Origin of the sequence: Pseudoalteromonas sp. TB51 (genome assembly GCF_000498055.1) — a bacterium.
Taxonomy (GTDB): Bacteria; Pseudomonadota; Gammaproteobacteria; order Enterobacterales; family Alteromonadaceae; genus Pseudoalteromonas; species Pseudoalteromonas atlantica.
On record NZ_AUTO01000108.1, the window covers coordinates 1 to 18,705 of the forward strand.

The following is an 18,705-nucleotide window of genomic DNA, read 5'->3' on the forward strand; positions in this document are numbered from 1 at the left end:
ATTTAATTGAAGCCGCTAGCGATAAAATACTCGCAAAGCTTTGAATAAAGCTACCTGAACAAAAAAGACGCTATAATACCTTGCGTGTTATCTGGCTATTTTAAAGTCGAGCTGTACTTGCGTACTTGCAACAACGGGTTGGCCGTCTTCAAATTTTGGTGCATAACGCCACTTTTTAAGTGCTGTAAGTGCCGACCTTTCAAACTCTTTCCCCCCTTGTGAGCTAACTACCTCTGGGTTTTTAACAAACCCTGCGGTATCTACGTCAAATTCAACAACGACAATACCGTCTCGCATTTGGCGCGCTTTGTTTTGTGGGTACTCAGGGTTTTTGCGGTATATAGGTGTTTGCTCTTGTGTTTTTTTCCACGGCACCATTTTAGCAATTGCTAAACAATGCTTAGTGGCTTGTTCGCTTTGGCCTATTTTTTCGTAAAGGTTAACAAGCTTTGAGTGCGCAGTAAGCTCAGCGCTGTGATCAAAGCTTAAGTTGTTATCAAATACCGATACAACATGGTTTAGTCGTTCAATGGCTTCATTGTATTTTTTCTTACCTTGAGCAAACGACGCCATTAAAAAGTCGGCTTTAATGCGCTCTACGGTGTTGTCGTCTAGGTTATTACGGTAGTAGTCATCGGCTTGGTTAAGCAGTGTTTTAGCTTTATGGTATTTTTTATGAGCAAATTTTTTGGCAAGCAGCGAGGCTGCTTCAAACTGCATGTCGGCAACAAACTTAGGGTTGTTTTGTGTTTTAGCAATCTCAATTATACGCTCGTAATCGTTATCGGCTTGATAGGCCGAGCTGGTGTTTTCCGCTTTGCCTATTAGGGCATCGATTGTTTCTATTGCATTTTTACCGTGGTTATTTGCCAGTATTGTATAGGCTTGCGAGTAAAGTTCGAAGCGTTGCTCTGATACATTTTTTTTGTCGTTGGTAGAGCGCGGCGCTGTAATTGCTTTGGCGTAATTAATAGCAAGGCTTGCGGTGTTATCACTTTTATCACCATAAAGCGCAAGGCCTGTAGTATAGGCATGTTTAGCCGCTTGCTCTATGTTTTCGTCTTTTTTAACAGCCGTTAAATAACTTTGGTATGCATCAGAAAAGGCGGCTTTATCATCGCTTACTTGGCTTGCATTGGCCTGGCTTGCAAAAGGCGTAAAGGTTAATCCGATAACTAAGGCGAGGTGTTGTGCTTTCATAATAATCCCTATTAGTGTTCAATCTAGAAACAAAATACCACAAGTGATAATAGTTTTCATTACTCTTTGTGTGGGCGTTTGCTTATAAAACTAACTAATTACCTAATACCCATGTGCACTAAGCTGTAACTAATTTTCGTTATTAAACTGTGCTAATAGTGCCTACTGAGATAACTAGGTAACACCGTTTTAGCTTTTTATAGGTGCGGTGTATTAACTTAATGTATAAGCAGCGTGGTAAAAGTAATAAAATTAAAATAGCAAATGCGTACAAGTTTGTCATTGTTTTGGGGAAATAGCCCTAGGTAGTGGGAGTTTATTGCATATTAAGATTGAAAATAGGCTGTGTAATCGCCATATATTTGCCATAAACCTAGTGTACTACGATCTAACTTTAAACATTTGTGATATTATCACCTTATGGTGTCGTAGTTATTTAATTATTTGGATTTGTCGTGGCGCAAGTAAGAGCAAGAGCCCAGCTTAATGTTGGCAAAAATAGTGATATTCCCGCAGAAATAGTGTCTTTTAGTGGCTTAAAAGACGGCCAAGAACACGTTGCGTTTGTATTTAACAATGCTGATGTAAATCAAAATGTGCCGCTTATTCGCATGCACTCTGAGTGTTTAACCGGTGATGTGTTTCATTCATCGCGCTGCGATTGTGGCGAGCAGTTAAATGAGTGTATTGAAATGATGCACGAGCAAGGCGGGGTGTTATTGTATTTACGCCAAGAGGGCCGAGGTATTGGTTTATATAATAAAATTGATGCTTACGTGCTGCAATCTCAAGGGATGAACACTTACGAGGCTAATAACCACTTAGGCTTTGCCGACGACTTACGTGATTTTTCGGACGCGGTATTAATGCTCAACGCACTTAATTTAAGCCACGTTAAATTAATGACCAATAACCCTAAAAAGCTTAATGCATTAAAGGATGCCGGCATTGAAGTAGACACCGTTATTGGTACCCATGCGCATATTAAAGCAGGCCTTACAGGTAACAAAGCTTACCTAGAAACCAAAATAAAACACGGCGCACATATGTTAGATATTAAAAAAATTAAAAAACCTTAACTATTTAATCATGTAGTGTCTGTTAATCCCCCCTCACGCCAAGTTATACTTGGCGTGTTTTGTTTAATTTAAGAGCCTGTATGTCTAACGAATTACGAATTTTTAAAGCCGATGCCGGGCTAAAGTGGTTTAAAGCCGGTTGGCATATTTTTAAAACCCAGCCATTTACCTTTGTAGTTATGCACTTATTAATAGGCATAGTGGGCATACTGTCGTTATTTTTACCTTTGCTGCAAGTTGTTGCGGCACTTGCTACGCCTTTTTTAACCGCCGGCTTTTATCAGGCGGTGCTTAGCAAGCAGCAGGGCGGTAAAATTATGCTCGCCGACATACTCAAACCCTTTAGCGCAAAAGGTAACCGTTTAGGACTACTACGTTTAGCGCTTTACCAAATGGGGGCGGGTATTTTAATGGCCTTATTAGCTAATGGCCTATTTGCCGATGCGGTGGCTATTATGAGCCAAGAGGGGCTTGATCCTAACATTGCGCTTGAGCAAACCTTAAATAGTATTTCGGGCGCCAGTGTGGTGCTATTTTTAGTGGCAATGGCGGTGTATTTAATGGCGTTTGCTTACGCGGTACCGCTTATTTATTTTAGTAAAGAAAAACGCATTTTAACGGCGCTTAAAAATTCGCTATTGGTTTTTTATCATAACCTGTTCGCATTGAGTGTTTTTGGCATTATTTGTGTGTTATTTATGGCGCTTTCTATGTTCTTATCGTTCTTACCGCTGTTGATTTTAATGCCAATTTGCTACATTAGTTTCTTTGTATCTTATCAGGCTATTTTTATGCCAGTTGTACCGCCAAGTGACGATAGCAATGTTAAACCACTTAGCAGTGAACAAAGCGGGCGCTTTGACGCTTAATGGATGATAAGTTAAAACAAAAACTTAAAAACTATGTACTGTGGTTACTTGGGCGCCAAGAGTATTCGCGCCGCGAGTTAACCTTTAAGCTTCAGCAAAAAGAAGCCAGCGACGAGTTTATAGAAACCCTGCTTAATTGGTGCGAAGAGCACAATTTTATTAACGAGCAACGCTATTGCGAAGGGTTTGTCAGAAAACACATTTTTAAAGGCCATGGCTTAAAGCGCATTCAAAGCGAAGCCATAGGCAAAGGGATTGACCGTTCACTACTTGAAAGAGTGGTTGAAGAGCTTGAAATAGACTGGTTTGAGCTTGCGCAGGAAGCGTACAACAAAAAGTATTCAACTACACCGGCCAACCTCGAGTACAAAGATAAAGCTAAGCGCGTGCGCTACTTAATGTACCGAGGATTTAGCTACGAACAAATTGATTTTGCAATGCAAGCACAGTAAATACAGGTGAGATTTTCACATGCAGCACATGACTACGGCACAACTTAGGCAACAGTTTTTAGACTTTTTTGCCAGCAAACAGCACCAAATTGTCCAATCGGCTTCACTTATTCCGGGTAACGATGCCACGTTGTTATTTAACAATGCCGGCATGGTTCCTTTTAAGGATGTGTTTTTAGGCGCCGAAACTCGCCCTTACACGCGTGCTACAAGTGCACAGCGTTGTGTGCGTGCTGGTGGTAAACATAACGATTTAGAAAACGTAGGTTACACAGCGCGTCACCATACATTTTTTGAAATGCTAGGTAACTTTAGTTTTGGCGATTACTTTAAACAAGACGCTATTAAGTTTGCGTGGGAGTTTTTAACTGAGGTTGTTAAATTACCACAAGAAAAACTACTTGTTACTATTTACCACGACGATGAAGATGCATTTGGCTTTTGGCACAATGATATTGGCCTAAGCGAAGATCGTATTATTCGTATTGCTACCTCAGATAACTTTTGGTCAATGGGCGATACTGGCCCGTGTGGCCCGTGTTCTGAAATATTTTACGATCACGGTGAGCACATTTGGGGTGGCCCTCCGGGCTCGCCTGAAGAAGATGGCGACCGCTTTATAGAAATTTGGAACCTTGTATTTATGCAGTACAACCGTCAAAGCGACGGTACTATGGAGCCGCTGCCTAAACAATCTGTTGATACAGGTATGGGCCTTGAGCGTATTGCTGCTATTTTACAAGGCGTGCATTCAAACTACGAAATCGACTTGTTCCAAGGCTTAATTGCAGCTGCGGCAAGTGTAACTAACGCACAAGATTTAAACGATAAGTCGCTACGCGTTGTGGCGGATCATATTCGTTCGTGTGCGTTTTTAATTTCTGATGGTGTTATGCCATCGAACGAAGGCCGTGGTTATGTATTGCGTCGTATTATTCGTCGTGCAGTACGCCATGGTAACAAGCTTGGTGCACAAGGTGCGTTTTTCTATAAACTGGTTGCAGCACTTATTGAACAAATGGGCCAAGCCTACCCAGAGCTTGCAAAGCAGCAAGAAATTATCGAAAAAGTACTGCGCATTGAAGAAGAACAATTTGGTAAAACCCTTGAGCGTGGCTTAGCTATTTTAGAAGAAAGCCTAAGCGAGCTTAAAGGCGATGTTATTCCTGGTGACTTAGTATTTAAATTATACGACACTTATGGTTTCCCTGCTGATTTAACGGCCGATGTAGCCCGTGAACGCCAAATGACAATAGACCATGCAGGCTTTGAAGAGTGCATGGCTGTACAGCGTAAAACAGCACAGCAAGCGGGTAAATTTGGTGCCGATTACAACGAGCAATTAAAGTCAGAAAAACACACTGAGTTTAAAGGCTACGACAGCACACATCACAGCGCTACAGTAGTAGAAGTGTTTGCAAATGGTGAGTCGGTTTCTATTTTAGAAGACGGCCAACAAGGCATTGTTGTACTTAACCATACGCCATTTTATGCTGAATCTGGTGGCCAAACAGGCGATACCGGTACCATTACTGTTGCAGGTGGCGAGTTTACTGTGACTAACACTACTAAACTGGGTAATGCGTTTGCACACCACGGTAGCGTACAAGGGCGCATTGCGGTTAACGATAAAGTAGATGCCACTATTGATGATGCACGTCGTGAACGTATTAAGAAAAATCACACAGCTACGCATATTTTACACGAAGCTCTGCGCCAATTATTAGGTGAACACGTAAGCCAAAAAGGCTCGCTGGTTGAGCCTGAGCGTTTACGTTTTGACTTCTCGCACTTTGAAGCGGTTACTAAAGACGAGCTACGTGAAATTGAGCGTGTAGTTAACGATGAAATTCGTCGTAACTTTGCCCTAAACACTGAGCTTATGGCGATTGATGACGCTAAAGCAAAAGGGGCAATGGCGCTGTTTGGCGAAAAGTACGACGATGAAGTACGCGTAGTAACCATTGGCGATTACTCAATTGAACTGTGTGGCGGTACGCACGTAGAGCGCGCGGGTGATATTGGCTTATTTAAAATTGTATCTGAAAGCGGTATTGCTGCAGGCGTACGCCGTATTGAAGCAGTAACAGGCGCAGATGCAGTGGCGTATGTAAGCGAGCAAGAAAAACAGCTAAACGATGTAGCGGCGCTGGTAAAAGGTGATAGCGCATCGGTACTTGAAAAAGTAACTGCGCTTCTTGAAAAGTCTAAAGGCCTTGAAAAGCAAATTGCACAGCTTAACGATAAGCTAGCCAGTGCAGCGGGCGCGTCTTTACTTGATTCGACTGTTGAAATTAATGGCGTTAAGCTACTAGTGGCAAACGTTGAAGGAACTGAATCTAAAGCGCTTCGTGGCATGGTTGACGATCTTAAAAACAAGATTGGCTCAGGTGTTATTGCACTGGGTGTTGCCAGCGGCGAAAAAGTAAGCCTAATTGCCGGTGTAACGAAAGATTTAACCGGTAAAGTTAAAGCCGGTGAGCTTGTAAACCACATGGCAGGCCAAGTAGGCGGTAAAGGGGGCGGTCGTCCTGATATGGCACAAGCGGGTGGTTCACAGCCTGAAAACCTAAATGCCGCGCTTGAAAGCGTGACTGCCTGGGTAAGTGAGAAAGTTTAAGCTTACGTGGCACTTATTGTCCAAAAGTTTGGCGGCACTTCGGTTGGCTCTATTGAGCGAATAGAAGCGGTCGCCGACCTTGTTGTTAAAACTAAGCAGCAAGGTCATCAAGTGGTTGTGGTTCTTTCGGCCATGTCGGGAGAAACCAACCGCTTAATTAACCTCGCCAAGCAAATAGATACTCGCCCGAGTAGCCGAGAATTAGACGTACTTATTAGCACTGGAGAACAGGTTTCTGTTTCGCTCCTTGCTATGGCTATTATAAAACGTGGCCATTCGGCTGTAAGCCTACTAGCCGATCAGGTTAATATTCAAACCGATAACATGTTTGGTAAAGCCCGTATTGAAGAGGTTGCTGCGACGCGTTTAAAGCATGAGCTTGAGCATAATCGGGTTGCGATTATTGCCGGTTTTCAGGGGCGCGATGTAGAGGGCAATATTACAACCCTTGGACGTGGCGGCACCGATACCTCTGCGNGAGATAGCCGCGGCAATAAAAGCCGATGAATGTCAGATCTATACCGACGTTGATGGCGTATACACTACTGATCCTCGTGTAGAACCAAACGCACAGCGAATGCGCCATGTAACGTTTGCCGAAATGCTTGAGCTGGCAAGCTTAGGCGCAAAAGTATTGCATATTCGTGCTGTTGAGTCGGCTGGTAATCATAAAATGCCGCTAAGGGTGCTTTCGAGTTTTGAGCCCGATGAAGGAACGCTAATAAGTTTTGAGGAGAGCGATATGCCAACTAAGGTTGTGTCGGGGATTGCGTTTAATCGTGACGAATGCTTGATAAAGGTATATGGCGTACCATACTGTGTTCATTCTCTTACAAAAATTTTGAAACTTTTTGCAGAAAATGGCATCGAAATAGATATGATTAGTCAAGTTAATCATAACTTTGAAAAAATAGACTATGCTTTTACTGTGCATTCAAATGACTATTTGCAAGCACACGATTTACTAACTCAACAACAGGTAAATCTGCAGGCTGATAGCATTTCTAGTGATACAACAGTTGCAAAAGTGTCGGCTGTTGGCATAGGAATGAAGTCTCACAGTGGTGTAGCGCATCAATTTTTTGATGCATTGGCGCAAGAAGGCATACACATAGTTTTAGTATCGACGTCAGAAATCAAGGTATCGGTTTTAATTGACGAGAAGTATTTAGAACTAGCAGTAAGAGCGTTACACTCAGAATTTTTAACAGAAAATGGATAGTTTGGGAGTTTTTACTTACTTTTCAATCAATTTTTCATTAAAATGGTCAAGCGGAATCTTATAATTTATTGGAACATGGGAGCAAGAGAATGCTAATACTAACTCGTAGAGTAGGTGAAACCCTAATGATTGGTGACGAAGTAACTGTTACTGTATTAGGTGTTAAAGGAAATCAAGTTCGAATTGGTGTTAACGCACCTAAAGACGTTTCAGTGCATCGTGAAGAGATTTACATGCGTATACAAGCTGAAAAGTCTAACCCTAATCCGGGCAATGCTTAATCAACACGTATACTTAGCTGAGTAATGCACTTAGCTATACCAAAAGCCACTCACTGAGTGGCTTTTTTGTTTATAAAATCGCGCATTTCATCGGTTAATACACTGCTAGAAATATATTGCATACCTTTATTATGGTGCACTAAGTAGCCGTGGTTGGTTTTAATAATATGGGTTATTTCTGCCCACTTAAATGTATGGCTTTTATAGTGGTTTTCGGTGCTAATTACGTCATCGGTAAATGAAAGAGTAACCGTTGAGCCCGAAGCACGACTAAACATTTGGCGCGTAACCCACCAAGGCCTGCGGTAATAAAAGGCAACGCATTCTAATACACCCAGCATTATTAAAAATGTACCTAGGTAGTGATCGTCCATAGCGTAAATACTAATTAAACCTAAGCACACCAGTAATGCCAGCAAAAAATACTTTGGCTTAGCTGCTTTACTATAAGAGTGGGACTCGTCAAAGCATTCGTAGTAGTAGGGTTTATCAAGTGTGTAAGTGGTGGTCAGTGCCATAATTGCTAATAAGTAATAGTTTTCGCTATTTTAACAAGCTAGCATAAAAATCACACCCGTTAATGTAGGCTATGCATTTTAAGAGTTAGAAGCCGCTTTTTATTCGCGCACAAAAAAACGGCTTATTAAAAGCCGTTTTTTACGTTACCAAACAGATTAACAGTTAGTTTCTTCTGCGTTAACGCCTTCTTTAACATTTTCACATGCATCTTCAACAGAGTTTTGCACGTCAGTTACTGCTTCATCAATACGCTCACCTGCTTCTTCTGCGTGGTTGTCTTCACAACCCATCATAAAGAAACCTGCAAATACGGCGATTAGTGCTGCTTTTAAAGTTGTTGAGTTCATAATGTAATTCCTTGTATATGTTGATTGTTTAGTGTTTTAAGTATGTTAGTAGCTACCTGGGCGATTTACCGCGCAGCGCACCTGAAACTAAAGAAATCACTAAAAGTACTAAAAAGATAAAGAATATAATTTTTGCTATACCAGCTGCGGCACCTGCGATACCACCAAAACCTAACACTGCAGCGATTAAAGCAATAACTAAAAATGTAATTGTCCAGCGTAACATTGTTTTCTCCTTGGTTATCAAATTCGTTCGAAAGTAATAATGCCAGTTGCGTGCCAGAGTTTAATTTTATTAATTTTCAATAAGTTATGGTTTTTTTGCGAGGATTATAAATTTAGGATTGGTAAGTTTTACGTTTAACGATGTAACTTATTCACACTATTGTAAAGAGAGTAAAAAATAAATATTTTTTGTGCGCTTCTTTACTATTCTTGGTAAGACCAATTTACATTTTAGCCCAAACTAATTTTTTACCTGCCGTTTAACTTACTATTTTTTATAGTTTTTAAGTTTTTTTGGGTTTAACCATATAACCTTTGCCTATAACGGTTATTTTTATCATCTATATCTAAGCTAATTTAACCCTGTATTAGCTATGTTAACTATTGTGACTGTATGTTAGTTTAATTTTAATTGGTTTTACCAATTGACAGGTGGTGGACAAAGTTAAAAGTTTTGTTATCATTCGGTGAATAATTATTTAAATAAAGCGGTTTTTTATATCGCTATATAGTGCAGGGGGAGAAAAATGGATATAGGAGCTGTACTCACAACCGCAGGTAGCTTGATGCTTACGGGCATGGTGGGCGTGTTTGTATTTCTTTCAATATTGATTGGTGCTGTGTCATTCATGTCTAACTTGGTTGCTCGTTTTGACGAGGCTGAAGTTGCAATACCGGTTAAATCACCATCTTTAAAATCTCAAGGTGTGCCAAACGAGCACATCGCTGCTATTAGTGCTGCCATTGCTCAGTACAAATCAAAAAATAAATAAGAGGCACACATGGCTAAATTAAAATTAACAGAACTTGTTTTACGCGATGCTCATCAGTCTTTACTTGCAACCCGTATGCGCTTAGATGACATGCTCCCTATTGCTAGCAAACTTGATGATGCCGGTTATTGGTCTATTGAGTCATGGGGCGGCGCTACGTTTGACTCGTGTATTCGTTATTTAGGTGAAGATCCGTGGGAGCGTATTCGTGCCCTTAAAAAAGCAATGCCTAATACTAAACAGCAAATGCTATTACGTGGGCAAAATTTATTGGGTTACCGCCACTATGCTGATGACGTGGTAGAAAAGTTTGTTGAGCGTGCCCACAAAAATGGTGTAGATGTATTTCGTATTTTTGACGCCATGAACGATGTACGTAACTTAGAAACGGCAATTAAAGCGGCTGTAAAAGTAGGTGCCCACGCGCAAGGTACTATTTCTTATACTGTAAGCCCTGTGCATACCCTTGATATGTGGTTAACCCTTGCAAAACAGCTAGAGGATTTAGGTTGTCACTCTATTTGTATTAAAGATATGGCAGGCTTATTAAAACCATACGATGCAGAGCAACTTATTAAAGGGCTAAAAGAAACCGTTTCTATCCCTATTGCTATGCAGTGCCATGCAACCACAGGTTTAAGTACAGCTACGTATCAAAAAGCCATTGATGCAGGCATTGATATGCTTGATACCGCTATTTCTTCAATGAGTATGACTTACGGTCATTCAGCTACAGAAACCATTGTAGCGATTGTTGAAGGTACGCCCCGCGATACCGAATTAGATTTAAACCAGCTAGAAGAAATAGCGGCTTACTTTAGAGATGTACGTAAAAAGTACGCTGCCTTTGAGGGGAGCCTTAAAGGTGTTGATGGCCGTATTTTACTCGCGCAAGTACCTGGTGGCATGTTAACCAACATGGAAAACCAACTTAAAGAGCAAGGCGCAGCAGATAAGCTAAATGAAGTATTACTTGAGATCCCACGCGTGCGTGAAGATTTAGGTTTTATTCCGCTAGTTACTCCAACATCGCAAATTGTAGGCACACAAGCAGTACTAAATGTGCTTACGGGTGAGCGTTATAAAACAATTACCAAAGAAACCGCCGGTGTTTTAAAAGGCGAGTATGGTTTAACACCTGCACCTATGAACAAAGAGCTGCAAGAGCGAGTGCTTGATGGCAGCGAGGTTATTACGTGTCGCCCTGCAGATAATATAGCCCCAGAGCTTGCATCGCTTGAAGCAGAGCTGCAAAAAGAAGCGCAAGAACAAGGTTTAACACTTGCTGATGAGCAAATAGATGATGTGCTTACCTATGCATTATTCCCACAGGTTGGCCTTAAATTTATTAAAAACCGTAACAACCCAGATGCCTTTGAAGCAGTGCCAAGTGCTGATGATGCAAACGCTAAGCCTGCAGCAAAACCTGCAAATAACAAAGGTGTTAGCGCTGAGCAATACAGCGTTAAAGTTGACGGTAAAGTTTACGATGTAGTGGTTGCGCAAGGTGGCGAGCTTAAAGAGGTAACGCTAAAAGATTCAGAGCACTTACCACAATCAGCATCGGTTGCATCAGGTGAAACACTGAATGCGCCACTGGCGGGNGTAAACGAAGGCGATGTGGTTGTTATTATGGAAGCGATGAAAATGGAAACCGAGGTTCGTGCAATGCACTCAGGTACTGTGGCTGAGGTCTTAGTGTCTGAAGGTGATGCTGTGACAACGGGCGATGCAATTATAGCGATGGCGTAGGAGTAGCTTTAATGGAAGGTCTTTTAAACCTTTGGCATGCTACCGGCATTGCTAACTTTACGTTTCCTGGCTTAATAATGATTGCGGTAGGGTGTTTGTTGTTGTTTTTAGCCATTGCTAAAAACTTTGAACCCCTATTACTGCTGCCGATTGGCTTTGGCGCAATACTGACTAATATTCCGGTTGCTGGGCTTTCTGACCCAGGTGGTTTGCTTTATTACGTGTACTACGTAGGTATTGATACGGGGATCTTCCCTTTATTAATTTTTATGGGAGTAGGGGCGCTGACTGATTTTAGTGCGCTTATTGCCAACCCGCGTATGTTGTTACTGGGTGCAGCCGCGCAGTTTGGTATTTTTGCCACCTTGTTTGGGGCAATTTTATTAAACTATGTACCTGGCTTTGAATTTAGCTTACAAGATGCCTCAGCCATTGCCATTATTGGCGGNGTGCCGATGGCCCTACAGCCATATTCTTAGCATCTAAGCTTGCCCCTGATTTACTAGGTGCCATTGCGGTTGCTGCTTATTCTTACATGGCGTTAGTGCCAATTATTCAGCCGCCAATTATGCGCGCATTAACTACACCTGATGAGCGTGCTATTAAAATGCCAGAGCTGCGCAAAGTATCTAAAAAAGAGAAAATAGTATTTCCTTTAATGGTACTGAGCTTAACCGCTATGTTTTTACCAGCGGCTATTCCCCTGGTAGGCATGTTCTGTTTAGGTAATTTAATGCGTGAGTCTGGTGTTGTAGATAGGCTTAGTAACAGTGCCCAAAACGAAATTATTAATATAACCACGATATTTTTAGGTTTGGCAGTGGGCTCTAAACTAGCGGCCGATCAGTTTTTAACTGTAGAAACCATTGGTATTTTGGTGCTCGGTGCGTTGGCATTTGCTATTGGTACAGCGTCGGGTGTGTTTATGGCAAAAGGCCTTAACAAGCTTTCTAAAACACCTATTAACCCTTTAATTGGTGCTGCGGGTGTATCGGCAGTACCGATGGCGGCGCGTGTAGTTAATAAAGTTGGGCTTGAGAATAACCCACATAACTTTTTACTTATGCATGCTATGGGGCCAAACGTAGCTGGGGTGCTAGGAAGTGCCGTAGCCGCAGGTATATTACTGGCGCTTGTTGGCTAGTATTTAGGATTTAATCCAACCGATTAGCGCAGTTTACTGCGCTTTTTTTATGCCTATAAAACTGCACGTATTAAAGTTTGTTTGCAGACGTGTTTTTGTTTACAGTGAGGGCTATGCACACTAATAAGGATAGTCATCATGCTTCACACCCCTTTGGCAAAATATTTACCTCATGTTAGTAGACTAGTTTTTGGCTGTATGGGTCTAGGCGGCGGTTGGAATAAAGACGCCATTACTAAGGCTCACTTAAAGCAAACTCACGAGTGTATTGATGCAGCCATAGCTGGCGGCATTAACTTTTTTGATCACGCCGATATTTATACCTTTGGCAAAGCCGAGCAGGTATTTGGCCAAGCACTAGCTGAGCGACCAGAGCTGCGCGAGCACATGTATATTCAATCTAAATGCGGTATACGCTTTGAAGATGATAAAGGCCCTAAGCGTTACGACTTTTCGGCCAAGTGGATTGAAGAGTCAGTTGAAGGTTCACTTAAACGTTTAAACACCGATTATCTTGATGTGCTTATGCTTCATCGCCCTGATCCGCTAATGGAAGTAGAAGAAATTGCACAAGTATTTAGCTGTCTTCAAGAAAGCGGCAAAGTACGTAATTTTGCCGTATCAAACATGCAGCAGCACCAAATGAACTTTTTACAACATGCCCTAGATATGCCTATTGTTGCTAATCAAATTGAAGCAAGTTTACAAAAACACCAATTTGTTGATGAAGGTGTTTATGCAGGTAATGCAGATGGAAAAGATCTTAACTTTACACCGGGCAGTGTAGAGTATTGCCGCCACTTTGATATTCAAATACAAAGCTGGGGAAGTTTATGCCAAGGGCTATACACAGGGGGCGATTTAACAAATGCATCGCAAGCCGATATAAATACCAGCATACTCGTAAATAAGCTTGCTGCACTTTACGATACAACGCCTGAGGCAATTGTTTTAGCTTGGTTATTACGCCACCCTGCATTAATACAGCCAATTATTGGCACAACGAACGTTGAGCGTATTGCAGCGTCATGCGGTGCGCTAAATGTTACGTTAAGTCGCGAACATTGGTATGCATTGTATGTAAGCGCCAAAGGCCATGAATTACCATAATTAAGGTTTAGGAATGAATATATTTGTTATTTTAATTTGCTTGTTTGTCGCTCTAGCGGTGCTGATACCTTTGCTTGAAAAGTACCAAGGTAAAATGGGGTTGGATGGCGCAACCAAATACAGCAAATATATTTGGCCGCTGGTTATGGTTTCTTTAGTCGTACAGCTAATTTATGTATTAATGAACTAATAAACTAATAAACTAATAAACTAATAAATTAATAAAAAACACAAAAAAGCCTTTGCAGGTTAACCCTGCAAAGGCTTTTTTAGTATCTATAACTTATACGTTACTTAAGTGCTAGCTGTAGTTCGCGATTGCGTTCAAGCTGTGCAATAAAGTTTTCGGCAATAGGTTTAAACTTAGCAAGTTCAGAGCGTGGTAATGGCTCAGACTTAGGTAACTTAACGGTTTTAGGATTACGGTGTACACCATTTACTAAAAATTCGTAGTGTAGGTGCGCGCCTGTTACACGGCCGGTAGAACCCACAGTACCAATTTTGTCACCTTGTTTAACCTTTTGGCCTGTTTTAACAAGCTTTTTGTTAAGGTGTAAGTACTTAGTTACGTACTGTGTGCCATGGCTTATAAATACGTAGTTACCATTGTACTTACTGTAACCTGCTTTAATTACTTTACCGTTACCCGAAGCTACAACCGGTGTGCCTGTACGTGCTGCGTAATCAATACCACGGTGCGCTCTTACTTGCCCTGTTACTGGGTGTAAGCGACGTGGGTTAAAGCTCGAGCTAATATACTTAAAGTTTACCGGCGCACGTAAAAATGCTTTTTTCATGCTGCGCCCTTCTGGGGTATAAAAGCTGCCGTCGGTATGGCGAATAGCCGCATAACGCTGGCCTTGGTTTATAAATTCTGCCGCAATAATTTTACCAGTGCCAATAAACTCGCCATCAACATAATGTGATTCGTAAATTAGCCCAAACTGATCGCCCTTACGAATATCGTTGGCAAAATCCACATCCCAACCAAATATATCAGCAAAGTTCATTATTTGGCGCTCGCTTAAGCCTGCAGCAATTGCTGAGGTCCAAAAGCTGCTAGAAATTTCACCACCGGCTGTTTTGCTCAGTGTTTCTATTTCTTTGCTATCTATTGATGTGTCGTAATTACCTTCGTCATTTAAGGTAACAAACAAAGTATCTGTTTTTGAAATAACATAACGAAGTTGAGCTAAATCACCGTTTTCTGCTGTTGCAAAACTAAGTATTTCACCTGGGTGAATCTTAGTTAGTTTGCGTGTTTCAGCATTGGTGTTAATTAGCTTGTGAAGCGTTTGCGCTGAAAAGCCAGCACGCTTGAAGATAATTGCTAAATTATCGCCGTTTTTAACTTGATGATCGACTAAGTCGTATTCTGGCAGCTTTTCTGCTGCTTCTGGCGAATTTAATTCAGTTAATTTTTCGTTGTCTTCAACTTTAACTTGTAACTCGTAACGCTTACCAATTTCTAGTGCATTTGCACTATTGTCTTTGGATGCAGTCGCTTTTTCTGAAGGAAGAAAGGCTAAGCCAACAATAGCAGAAACCAAACCTAGAATAAGCAATTTGTGTTTTTTGGGAAGCGTGTTAACCACGTGAACCATAACGTGCCTTTTCTGCTGTCGTGAAAATAAAATATATATTAATGCAGGATATACGTAATAAGGTACGAATACTAGTAAATAAAGCTAAAAGCCCCGCAAATGTTAGTAAAATGACAATTTATAGTTGTTTAAGTTTATCGATTTAAACTGATTCTAAAGTGCGCTAAAATCGGCGTTTAAACACCATTTCTAATTGCCTAACACAGTGAGACTAAGCTTATTGAGTTTAGTTGCATTATTCGCATAAAAAATTGTTTTAATTAGGTAGAAATTTGTTATGTTAGCAACATAAGTGCTTTTGGTTTAAATCTGTTTTAAACCCTTATGTAGCAAGTCATCTAGTTGCCCCTTCGTTGGCAGAATTTTGGAGTAATACACAGTGGATTTACAAACCGCTCTAGCAGAGATAAAACGCGGTGCAGAAGAGATATTAATTGAAGACGAATTAGTTGAAAAACTAAAGTCGGGCAAAAAGTTAAAAATTAAAGCCGGTTTCGATCCTACCGCGCCAGACTTACATTTAGGTCACACTGTACTAATTAATAAAATGAAAACCTTTCAAGATTTAGGTCATGAGGTTATTTTCTTAATTGGTGACTTTACCGGCATGATTGGCGATCCAACAGGCAAAAATGTAACACGTAAACCACTGACCCGTGAAGATGTACTTGCCAATGCTGAGACTTATAAAGAGCAAGTTTTTAAGATTCTAGACCCAGCTAAAACCACCGTTGCCTTTAACTCTTCGTGGATGGAAAACCTGGGCGCAGCAGGTATGATCAAACTTGCAGCTAATCAAACTGTAGCGCGTATGCTAGAGCGTGACGACTTTAAAAAGCGTTACGGCAACGGACAACCCATTGCAATTCACGAATTTTTATACCCACTCGTACAAGGCTGGGATTCGGTTGCACTTGAGTCAGACGTAGAGCTTGGTGGTACTGATCAGCGCTTTAACCTTTTAATGGGCCGCGAGCTTCAAAAAGTAGAAGGTCAAAAGCCTCAAACAGTATTAATGATGCCATTACTTGAAGGTACTGACGGCGTTCAAAAAATGTCTAAGTCGCTTGGTAATTACATTGGTATTACTGATGCGCCAAACGATATGTTTGGTAAAGTAATGTCGATTAGCGACGTACTTATGTGGCGCTACTACGACTTACTAAGTAGCTTATCAATCGAAGAAATTGCAGCGCAAAAACAACGCGTAGAGCAGGGCACTAACCCGCGTGATATTAAGATTGAGCTGGCGAAAGAGTTAATTGCACGTTTTCACAGTGAAGAAGCTGCGCAAGCCGCACACGATGATTTTATCAAACGTTTTCAGAAAAAAGCGCTACCTGATGAAATCCCTGAGCTGACAATTACGATTGCAGAAGAAGCTATTTTAATTGCTAACTTACTTAAAGAAGCTAATTTAGTAGCCAGTACTTCTGAAGCAATGCGCATGATTAAGCAAGGTGCAGTAAAACTTAACGGTGAAGATAAAATCACTGATACAAAACTTGAAGTAGCAAAAGGCACGACCGCTATTTACCAAGTAGGTAAACGTAAGTTTGCCAACATTACTGTAGCGTAAGCGCAGTTAAAACTAAAAAAACCAGCTTAGGCTGGTTTTTTTGTGTGCGCATTTTGGCTACTAAAAAACCACTAAATTAGCTTTAATATCTCAATACTGATAATGGCTAACAGCCAAAATGCACGCGCTTGATTTAATCTATTTATGATCACAGGGACGTCTTCGGCTTTTGGGAGTCGCTCGGTTCCAATACGCATTTTATTAAAACGCTTACCAAAATAAACCGCAGGGCCGCCTAGCTGTACTCCAATAGAGGCGGAGCACACACTTAAAATCCACCCCGTATTTGTTTGGTAAAAGTGTCTGCCATAGTGCTTTATGTAATGCATACTTTGTTTACTGGCTTTGCTTGCGGCAATGGTTAATGCAAGTAAGCGTACGGGGATAAATTCGATTATAAACATAAGTAGTTTAAGCGGTTTTAAAAAGTGGCTATTAGGTGAAATATCGGTGCGCCAAGCATGCTGCATTAAAGTCAGTAGCCGATACGCTAAAGCGGCAATTGGCCCAAGTAATAAAAATATAAATATAACGGTAAAGTAATTACGGGCAGTTCGTAAAATTAAGCTTTCAATTAAGGCTTTAATAATACCTGGTGCTGAGAGCTTATTGACCTCTCGGGCAAGCAGTGGCTTTACGAGTTCACGCGCGGTAGATTTTTGGTTTTGTTTTACTAACTTTGCAACACGCAGGGCTTTTTTTTCAATCGCTTTGCTTTCTAGGCACAAATATAAAATGAGGCCCGCTAGCAGCTCAGGATAAAAGGCAAATTCAAGCAGTAACACAATAATAATAAGAATAACGCTTAAAACTAGCGCACAGGCAAGGGTGGAGGCTAAATAAAGGTAACTTTTAGGCTCACTTAGTTTATAAACTCGTTTTCCTATAGCACTAAATATAGCGGTTAATACTGTATTAGGGTGATACCAGCTTTTTAACGGGAAAAAGCGCTCAGCAATGAGCGCCACAAAAAAGGCAATAAAGTCCAAATGGTTTTGAACAATATTGCTTAGCATTTACAGCGTAACTTTTGTTAGTTTTTCCAATAGTGCAACAACCATTTTTGATGAATTGATTGATGCAGTCTCTAAGTATTCTTCAAACGATTGCGGCGACTCTTTACCTGCAATATCAGACATAGAGCGAATAACCACAAATGGCGTATTAAGCGCAAAACACGTTTGTGCAATAGATGCGCCTTCCATTTCTACTGCAAGCATTGTAGGAAAGTCGCTGCGTGCTTTATCAATTCGCACTGGATCACACATAAATGAATCACCCGTACAAATTAAGCCTACTAAGGTTTTTACTTCGCTAATTTGCGCAATGGTTTGCTCGGCAGCTTCAACTAGTTTTGGGTGTGCGGCAAAGCCTGCTGGCATTTGTGGAACTTGGCCAATTTCGTAGCCAAAAGCGGTTACATCTACATCGTGATGGCGTACTTCTGAAGAGATAACAACATCGCCAACACTTAAAGAGGGATCAAAGCCACCGGCAGAACCTGTGTTAATAACACAATCAGGATTAAAGTTATCAATTAATAACGTGGTTGCAATCGTTGATGCCACTTTACCAATACCCGATTGCACAAGTGTTACTGTATTACCTGCTAATTCGCCTGTGTAAAAGGTAAACCCTGCTTTTGTTAGCACTTGTGGGTTTTGCATTGCTTCACGTAAAATTTTAACTTCTGGCTCCATTGCGCCAATAATACCAACATTCATAGTGTTTGATTCCTGAGTTTGAATACGTAGATTATACGTGAAGTTAGCAATAAAAAACAAAAAAGCGAGCTGTTTTACGGCTCGCTTTAAATACTTTTAGGAGAGTATTTAATTCTATTTTAAATTTCGGCTAACGCAGTGGTTTGCGCTTTAGCCTGAGAAGGTGACAATACCGCAGGTTTACTTACACGATTACGTGTTGGAC

The 18,705-nt window shown here is 41.0% G+C and carries 17 protein-coding genes and 2 pseudogenes; 12 read left to right on the forward strand and 7 right to left on the reverse strand.

Going from position 1 to position 18,705, the window contains the following annotated elements; genetic code table 11:
• Window positions 1-87 precede the first annotated feature (87 nt).
• Window positions 88-1,200: an energy transducer TonB gene (locus L650_RS0105250; RefSeq protein WP_029772443.1), complete on the reverse strand. Its 1,113-nt coding sequence runs from the start codon at window positions 1,198-1,200 to the stop codon at window positions 88-90.
• Between the two features lie 455 nt (window positions 1,201-1,655).
• Between L650_RS0105250 and L650_RS0105255 the strand changes: the two genes are divergently transcribed.
• The 6 genes and pseudogenes from L650_RS0105255 (at window position 1,656) to csrA (ending at window position 7,723) form a co-directional block, all read left to right on the forward strand.
• On the forward strand, window positions 1,656-2,279 hold the full coding sequence (locus L650_RS0105255; RefSeq protein ID WP_024031598.1) for a GTP cyclohydrolase II: 624 nt from the start codon (window positions 1,656-1,658) through the stop codon (window positions 2,277-2,279).
• 80 nt (window positions 2,280-2,359) lie between these two features.
• On the forward strand, window positions 2,360-3,148 hold the full coding sequence (locus tag L650_RS0105260; RefSeq protein ID WP_004587511.1) for a BPSS1780 family membrane protein: 789 nt from the start codon (window positions 2,360-2,362) through the stop codon (window positions 3,146-3,148).
• The gene (locus L650_RS0105265; protein ID WP_004587512.1) at window positions 3,148-3,600 is read left to right on the forward strand and encodes a regulatory protein RecX; all 453 of its coding nucleotides are present in this window, start codon (window positions 3,148-3,150) and stop codon (window positions 3,598-3,600) included. The genes L650_RS0105260 and L650_RS0105265 overlap by 1 nt, the downstream gene beginning before the upstream one ends.
• Before the next feature lie 19 nt (window positions 3,601-3,619).
• Window positions 3,620-6,220 (forward strand): alanine--tRNA ligase, encoded by a 2,601-nt coding sequence (gene alaS / locus L650_RS0105270; protein ID WP_029772445.1) that lies wholly within the window; start codon window positions 3,620-3,622, stop codon window positions 6,218-6,220.
• 6 nt (window positions 6,221-6,226) lie between these two features.
• A pseudogene (locus L650_RS0105275) lies at window positions 6,227-7,442 on the forward strand (aspartate kinase).
• Window positions 7,443-7,531: 89 nt separating this feature from the next.
• Window positions 7,532-7,723, forward strand: coding sequence for a carbon storage regulator CsrA (gene csrA / locus L650_RS0105280; protein WP_004587515.1), 192 nt, complete (start codon window positions 7,532-7,534; stop codon window positions 7,721-7,723).
• 50 nt (window positions 7,724-7,773) lie between these two features.
• On the opposite strand, the gene L650_RS0105285 is transcribed toward csrA, so the two are convergent.
• The 3 genes from L650_RS0105285 to L650_RS0105295 all read right to left on the reverse strand — a co-directional run bounded on the left by L650_RS0105285 (window position 7,774) and on the right by L650_RS0105295 (window position 8,815).
• The gene (locus tag L650_RS0105285; RefSeq protein WP_029772446.1) at window positions 7,774-8,241 is read right to left on the reverse strand and encodes a YcxB family protein; all 468 of its coding nucleotides are present in this window, start codon (window positions 8,239-8,241) and stop codon (window positions 7,774-7,776) included.
• Window positions 8,242-8,397: 156 nt separating this feature from the next.
• Entirely contained in the window at window positions 8,398-8,589 is a 192-nt protein-coding gene (locus L650_RS0105290; protein ID WP_004587517.1) for a hypothetical protein, read from the reverse strand.
• A 52-nt stretch (window positions 8,590-8,641) separates the two neighbouring features.
• Window positions 8,642-8,815, reverse strand: coding sequence for a DUF1328 domain-containing protein (locus L650_RS0105295; protein ID WP_002961939.1), 174 nt, complete (start codon window positions 8,813-8,815; stop codon window positions 8,642-8,644).
• 526 nt (window positions 8,816-9,341) lie between these two features.
• Here L650_RS0105295 and L650_RS0105300 point away from each other — a divergent pair.
• From L650_RS0105300 to L650_RS24260, 5 genes and pseudogenes are all read left to right on the forward strand, one after another.
• A complete protein-coding gene (locus tag L650_RS0105300; protein ID WP_029772447.1) occupies window positions 9,342-9,587 on the forward strand; it encodes an OadG family protein in 246 nt (81 codons plus the stop codon).
• Window positions 9,588-9,596: 9 nt separating this feature from the next.
• Complete coding sequence (gene oadA / locus L650_RS0105305) at window positions 9,597-11,339, forward strand: sodium-extruding oxaloacetate decarboxylase subunit alpha (RefSeq protein WP_029772448.1); 1,743 nt, start codon at window positions 9,597-9,599, stop codon at window positions 11,337-11,339.
• Between the two features lie 11 nt (window positions 11,340-11,350).
• A pseudogene (locus L650_RS0105310) lies at window positions 11,351-12,483 on the forward strand (sodium ion-translocating decarboxylase subunit beta).
• Window positions 12,484-12,621: 138 nt separating this feature from the next.
• The gene (locus L650_RS0105315; RefSeq protein WP_004587521.1) at window positions 12,622-13,593 is read left to right on the forward strand and encodes an aldo/keto reductase family oxidoreductase; all 972 of its coding nucleotides are present in this window, start codon (window positions 12,622-12,624) and stop codon (window positions 13,591-13,593) included.
• Window positions 13,594-13,606: 13 nt separating this feature from the next.
• Window positions 13,607-13,783, forward strand: a complete 177-nt coding sequence (locus L650_RS24260; RefSeq protein WP_004587522.1) for a hypothetical protein — start codon at window positions 13,607-13,609, stop codon at window positions 13,781-13,783.
• A gap of 100 nt (window positions 13,784-13,883) precedes the next feature.
• Here L650_RS24260 and L650_RS0105325 read toward each other — a convergent pair whose 3' ends face one another.
• Complete coding sequence (locus tag L650_RS0105325; protein ID WP_004587523.1) at window positions 13,884-15,197, reverse strand: peptidoglycan DD-metalloendopeptidase family protein; 1,314 nt, start codon at window positions 15,195-15,197, stop codon at window positions 13,884-13,886.
• A gap of 379 nt (window positions 15,198-15,576) precedes the next feature.
• Between L650_RS0105325 and tyrS the strand changes: the two genes are divergently transcribed.
• On the forward strand, window positions 15,577-16,776 hold the full coding sequence (tyrS, locus tag L650_RS0105330) for a tyrosine--tRNA ligase (RefSeq protein ID WP_029772449.1): 1,200 nt from the start codon (window positions 15,577-15,579) through the stop codon (window positions 16,774-16,776).
• A gap of 71 nt (window positions 16,777-16,847) precedes the next feature.
• On the opposite strand, the gene L650_RS0105335 is transcribed toward tyrS, so the two are convergent.
• Both L650_RS0105335 and mtnN read right to left on the reverse strand, forming a co-directional pair.
• The gene (locus L650_RS0105335; protein WP_029772450.1) at window positions 16,848-17,792 is read right to left on the reverse strand and encodes a cobalamin biosynthesis protein; all 945 of its coding nucleotides are present in this window, start codon (window positions 17,790-17,792) and stop codon (window positions 16,848-16,850) included.
• A complete protein-coding gene (gene mtnN / locus L650_RS0105340; RefSeq protein ID WP_004587526.1) occupies window positions 17,793-18,500 on the reverse strand; it encodes a 5'-methylthioadenosine/S-adenosylhomocysteine nucleosidase in 708 nt (235 codons plus the stop codon). It abuts the gene before it with no gap.
• Window positions 18,501-18,705: the final 205 nt, after the last annotated feature.

What these genes read in the sequence shown, in the direction of transcription:
- mtnN (WP_004587526.1), bottom strand. Translation starts at nt 18,500, where the DNA reads ATGAATGTTGGTATTATTGGCGCAATGGAGCCAGAAGTTAAAATTTTA.
- L650_RS0105260 (WP_004587511.1), top strand. Translation starts at nt 2,360, where the DNA reads ATGTCTAACGAATTACGAATTTTTAAAGCCGATGCCGGGCTAAAGTGG.
- csrA (WP_004587515.1), top strand. Translation starts at nt 7,532, where the DNA reads ATGCTAATACTAACTCGTAGAGTAGGTGAAACCCTAATGATTGGTGAC.
- L650_RS0105300 (WP_029772447.1), top strand. Translation starts at nt 9,342, where the DNA reads ATGGATATAGGAGCTGTACTCACAACCGCAGGTAGCTTGATGCTTACG.
- alaS (WP_029772445.1), top strand. Translation starts at nt 3,620, where the DNA reads ATGCAGCACATGACTACGGCACAACTTAGGCAACAGTTTTTAGACTTT.
- L650_RS0105335 (WP_029772450.1), bottom strand. Translation starts at nt 17,792, where the DNA reads ATGCTAAGCAATATTGTTCAAAACCATTTGGACTTTATTGCCTTTTTT.
- L650_RS0105295 (WP_002961939.1), bottom strand. Translation starts at nt 8,815, where the DNA reads ATGTTACGCTGGACAATTACATTTTTAGTTATTGCTTTAATCGCTGCA.
- L650_RS0105285 (WP_029772446.1), bottom strand. Translation starts at nt 8,241, where the DNA reads ATGGCACTGACCACCACTTACACACTTGATAAACCCTACTACTACGAA.
- L650_RS24260 (WP_004587522.1), top strand. Translation starts at nt 13,607, where the DNA reads ATGAATATATTTGTTATTTTAATTTGCTTGTTTGTCGCTCTAGCGGTG.
- L650_RS0105325 (WP_004587523.1), bottom strand. Translation starts at nt 15,197, where the DNA reads ATGGTTCACGTGGTTAACACGCTTCCCAAAAAACACAAATTGCTTATT.
- L650_RS0105290 (WP_004587517.1), bottom strand. Translation starts at nt 8,589, where the DNA reads ATGAACTCAACAACTTTAAAAGCAGCACTAATCGCCGTATTTGCAGGT.
- L650_RS0105265 (WP_004587512.1), top strand. Translation starts at nt 3,148, where the DNA reads ATGGATGATAAGTTAAAACAAAAACTTAAAAACTATGTACTGTGGTTA.
- L650_RS0105315 (WP_004587521.1), top strand. Translation starts at nt 12,622, where the DNA reads ATGCTTCACACCCCTTTGGCAAAATATTTACCTCATGTTAGTAGACTA.
- L650_RS0105250 (WP_029772443.1), bottom strand. Translation starts at nt 1,200, where the DNA reads ATGAAAGCACAACACCTCGCCTTAGTTATCGGATTAACCTTTACGCCT.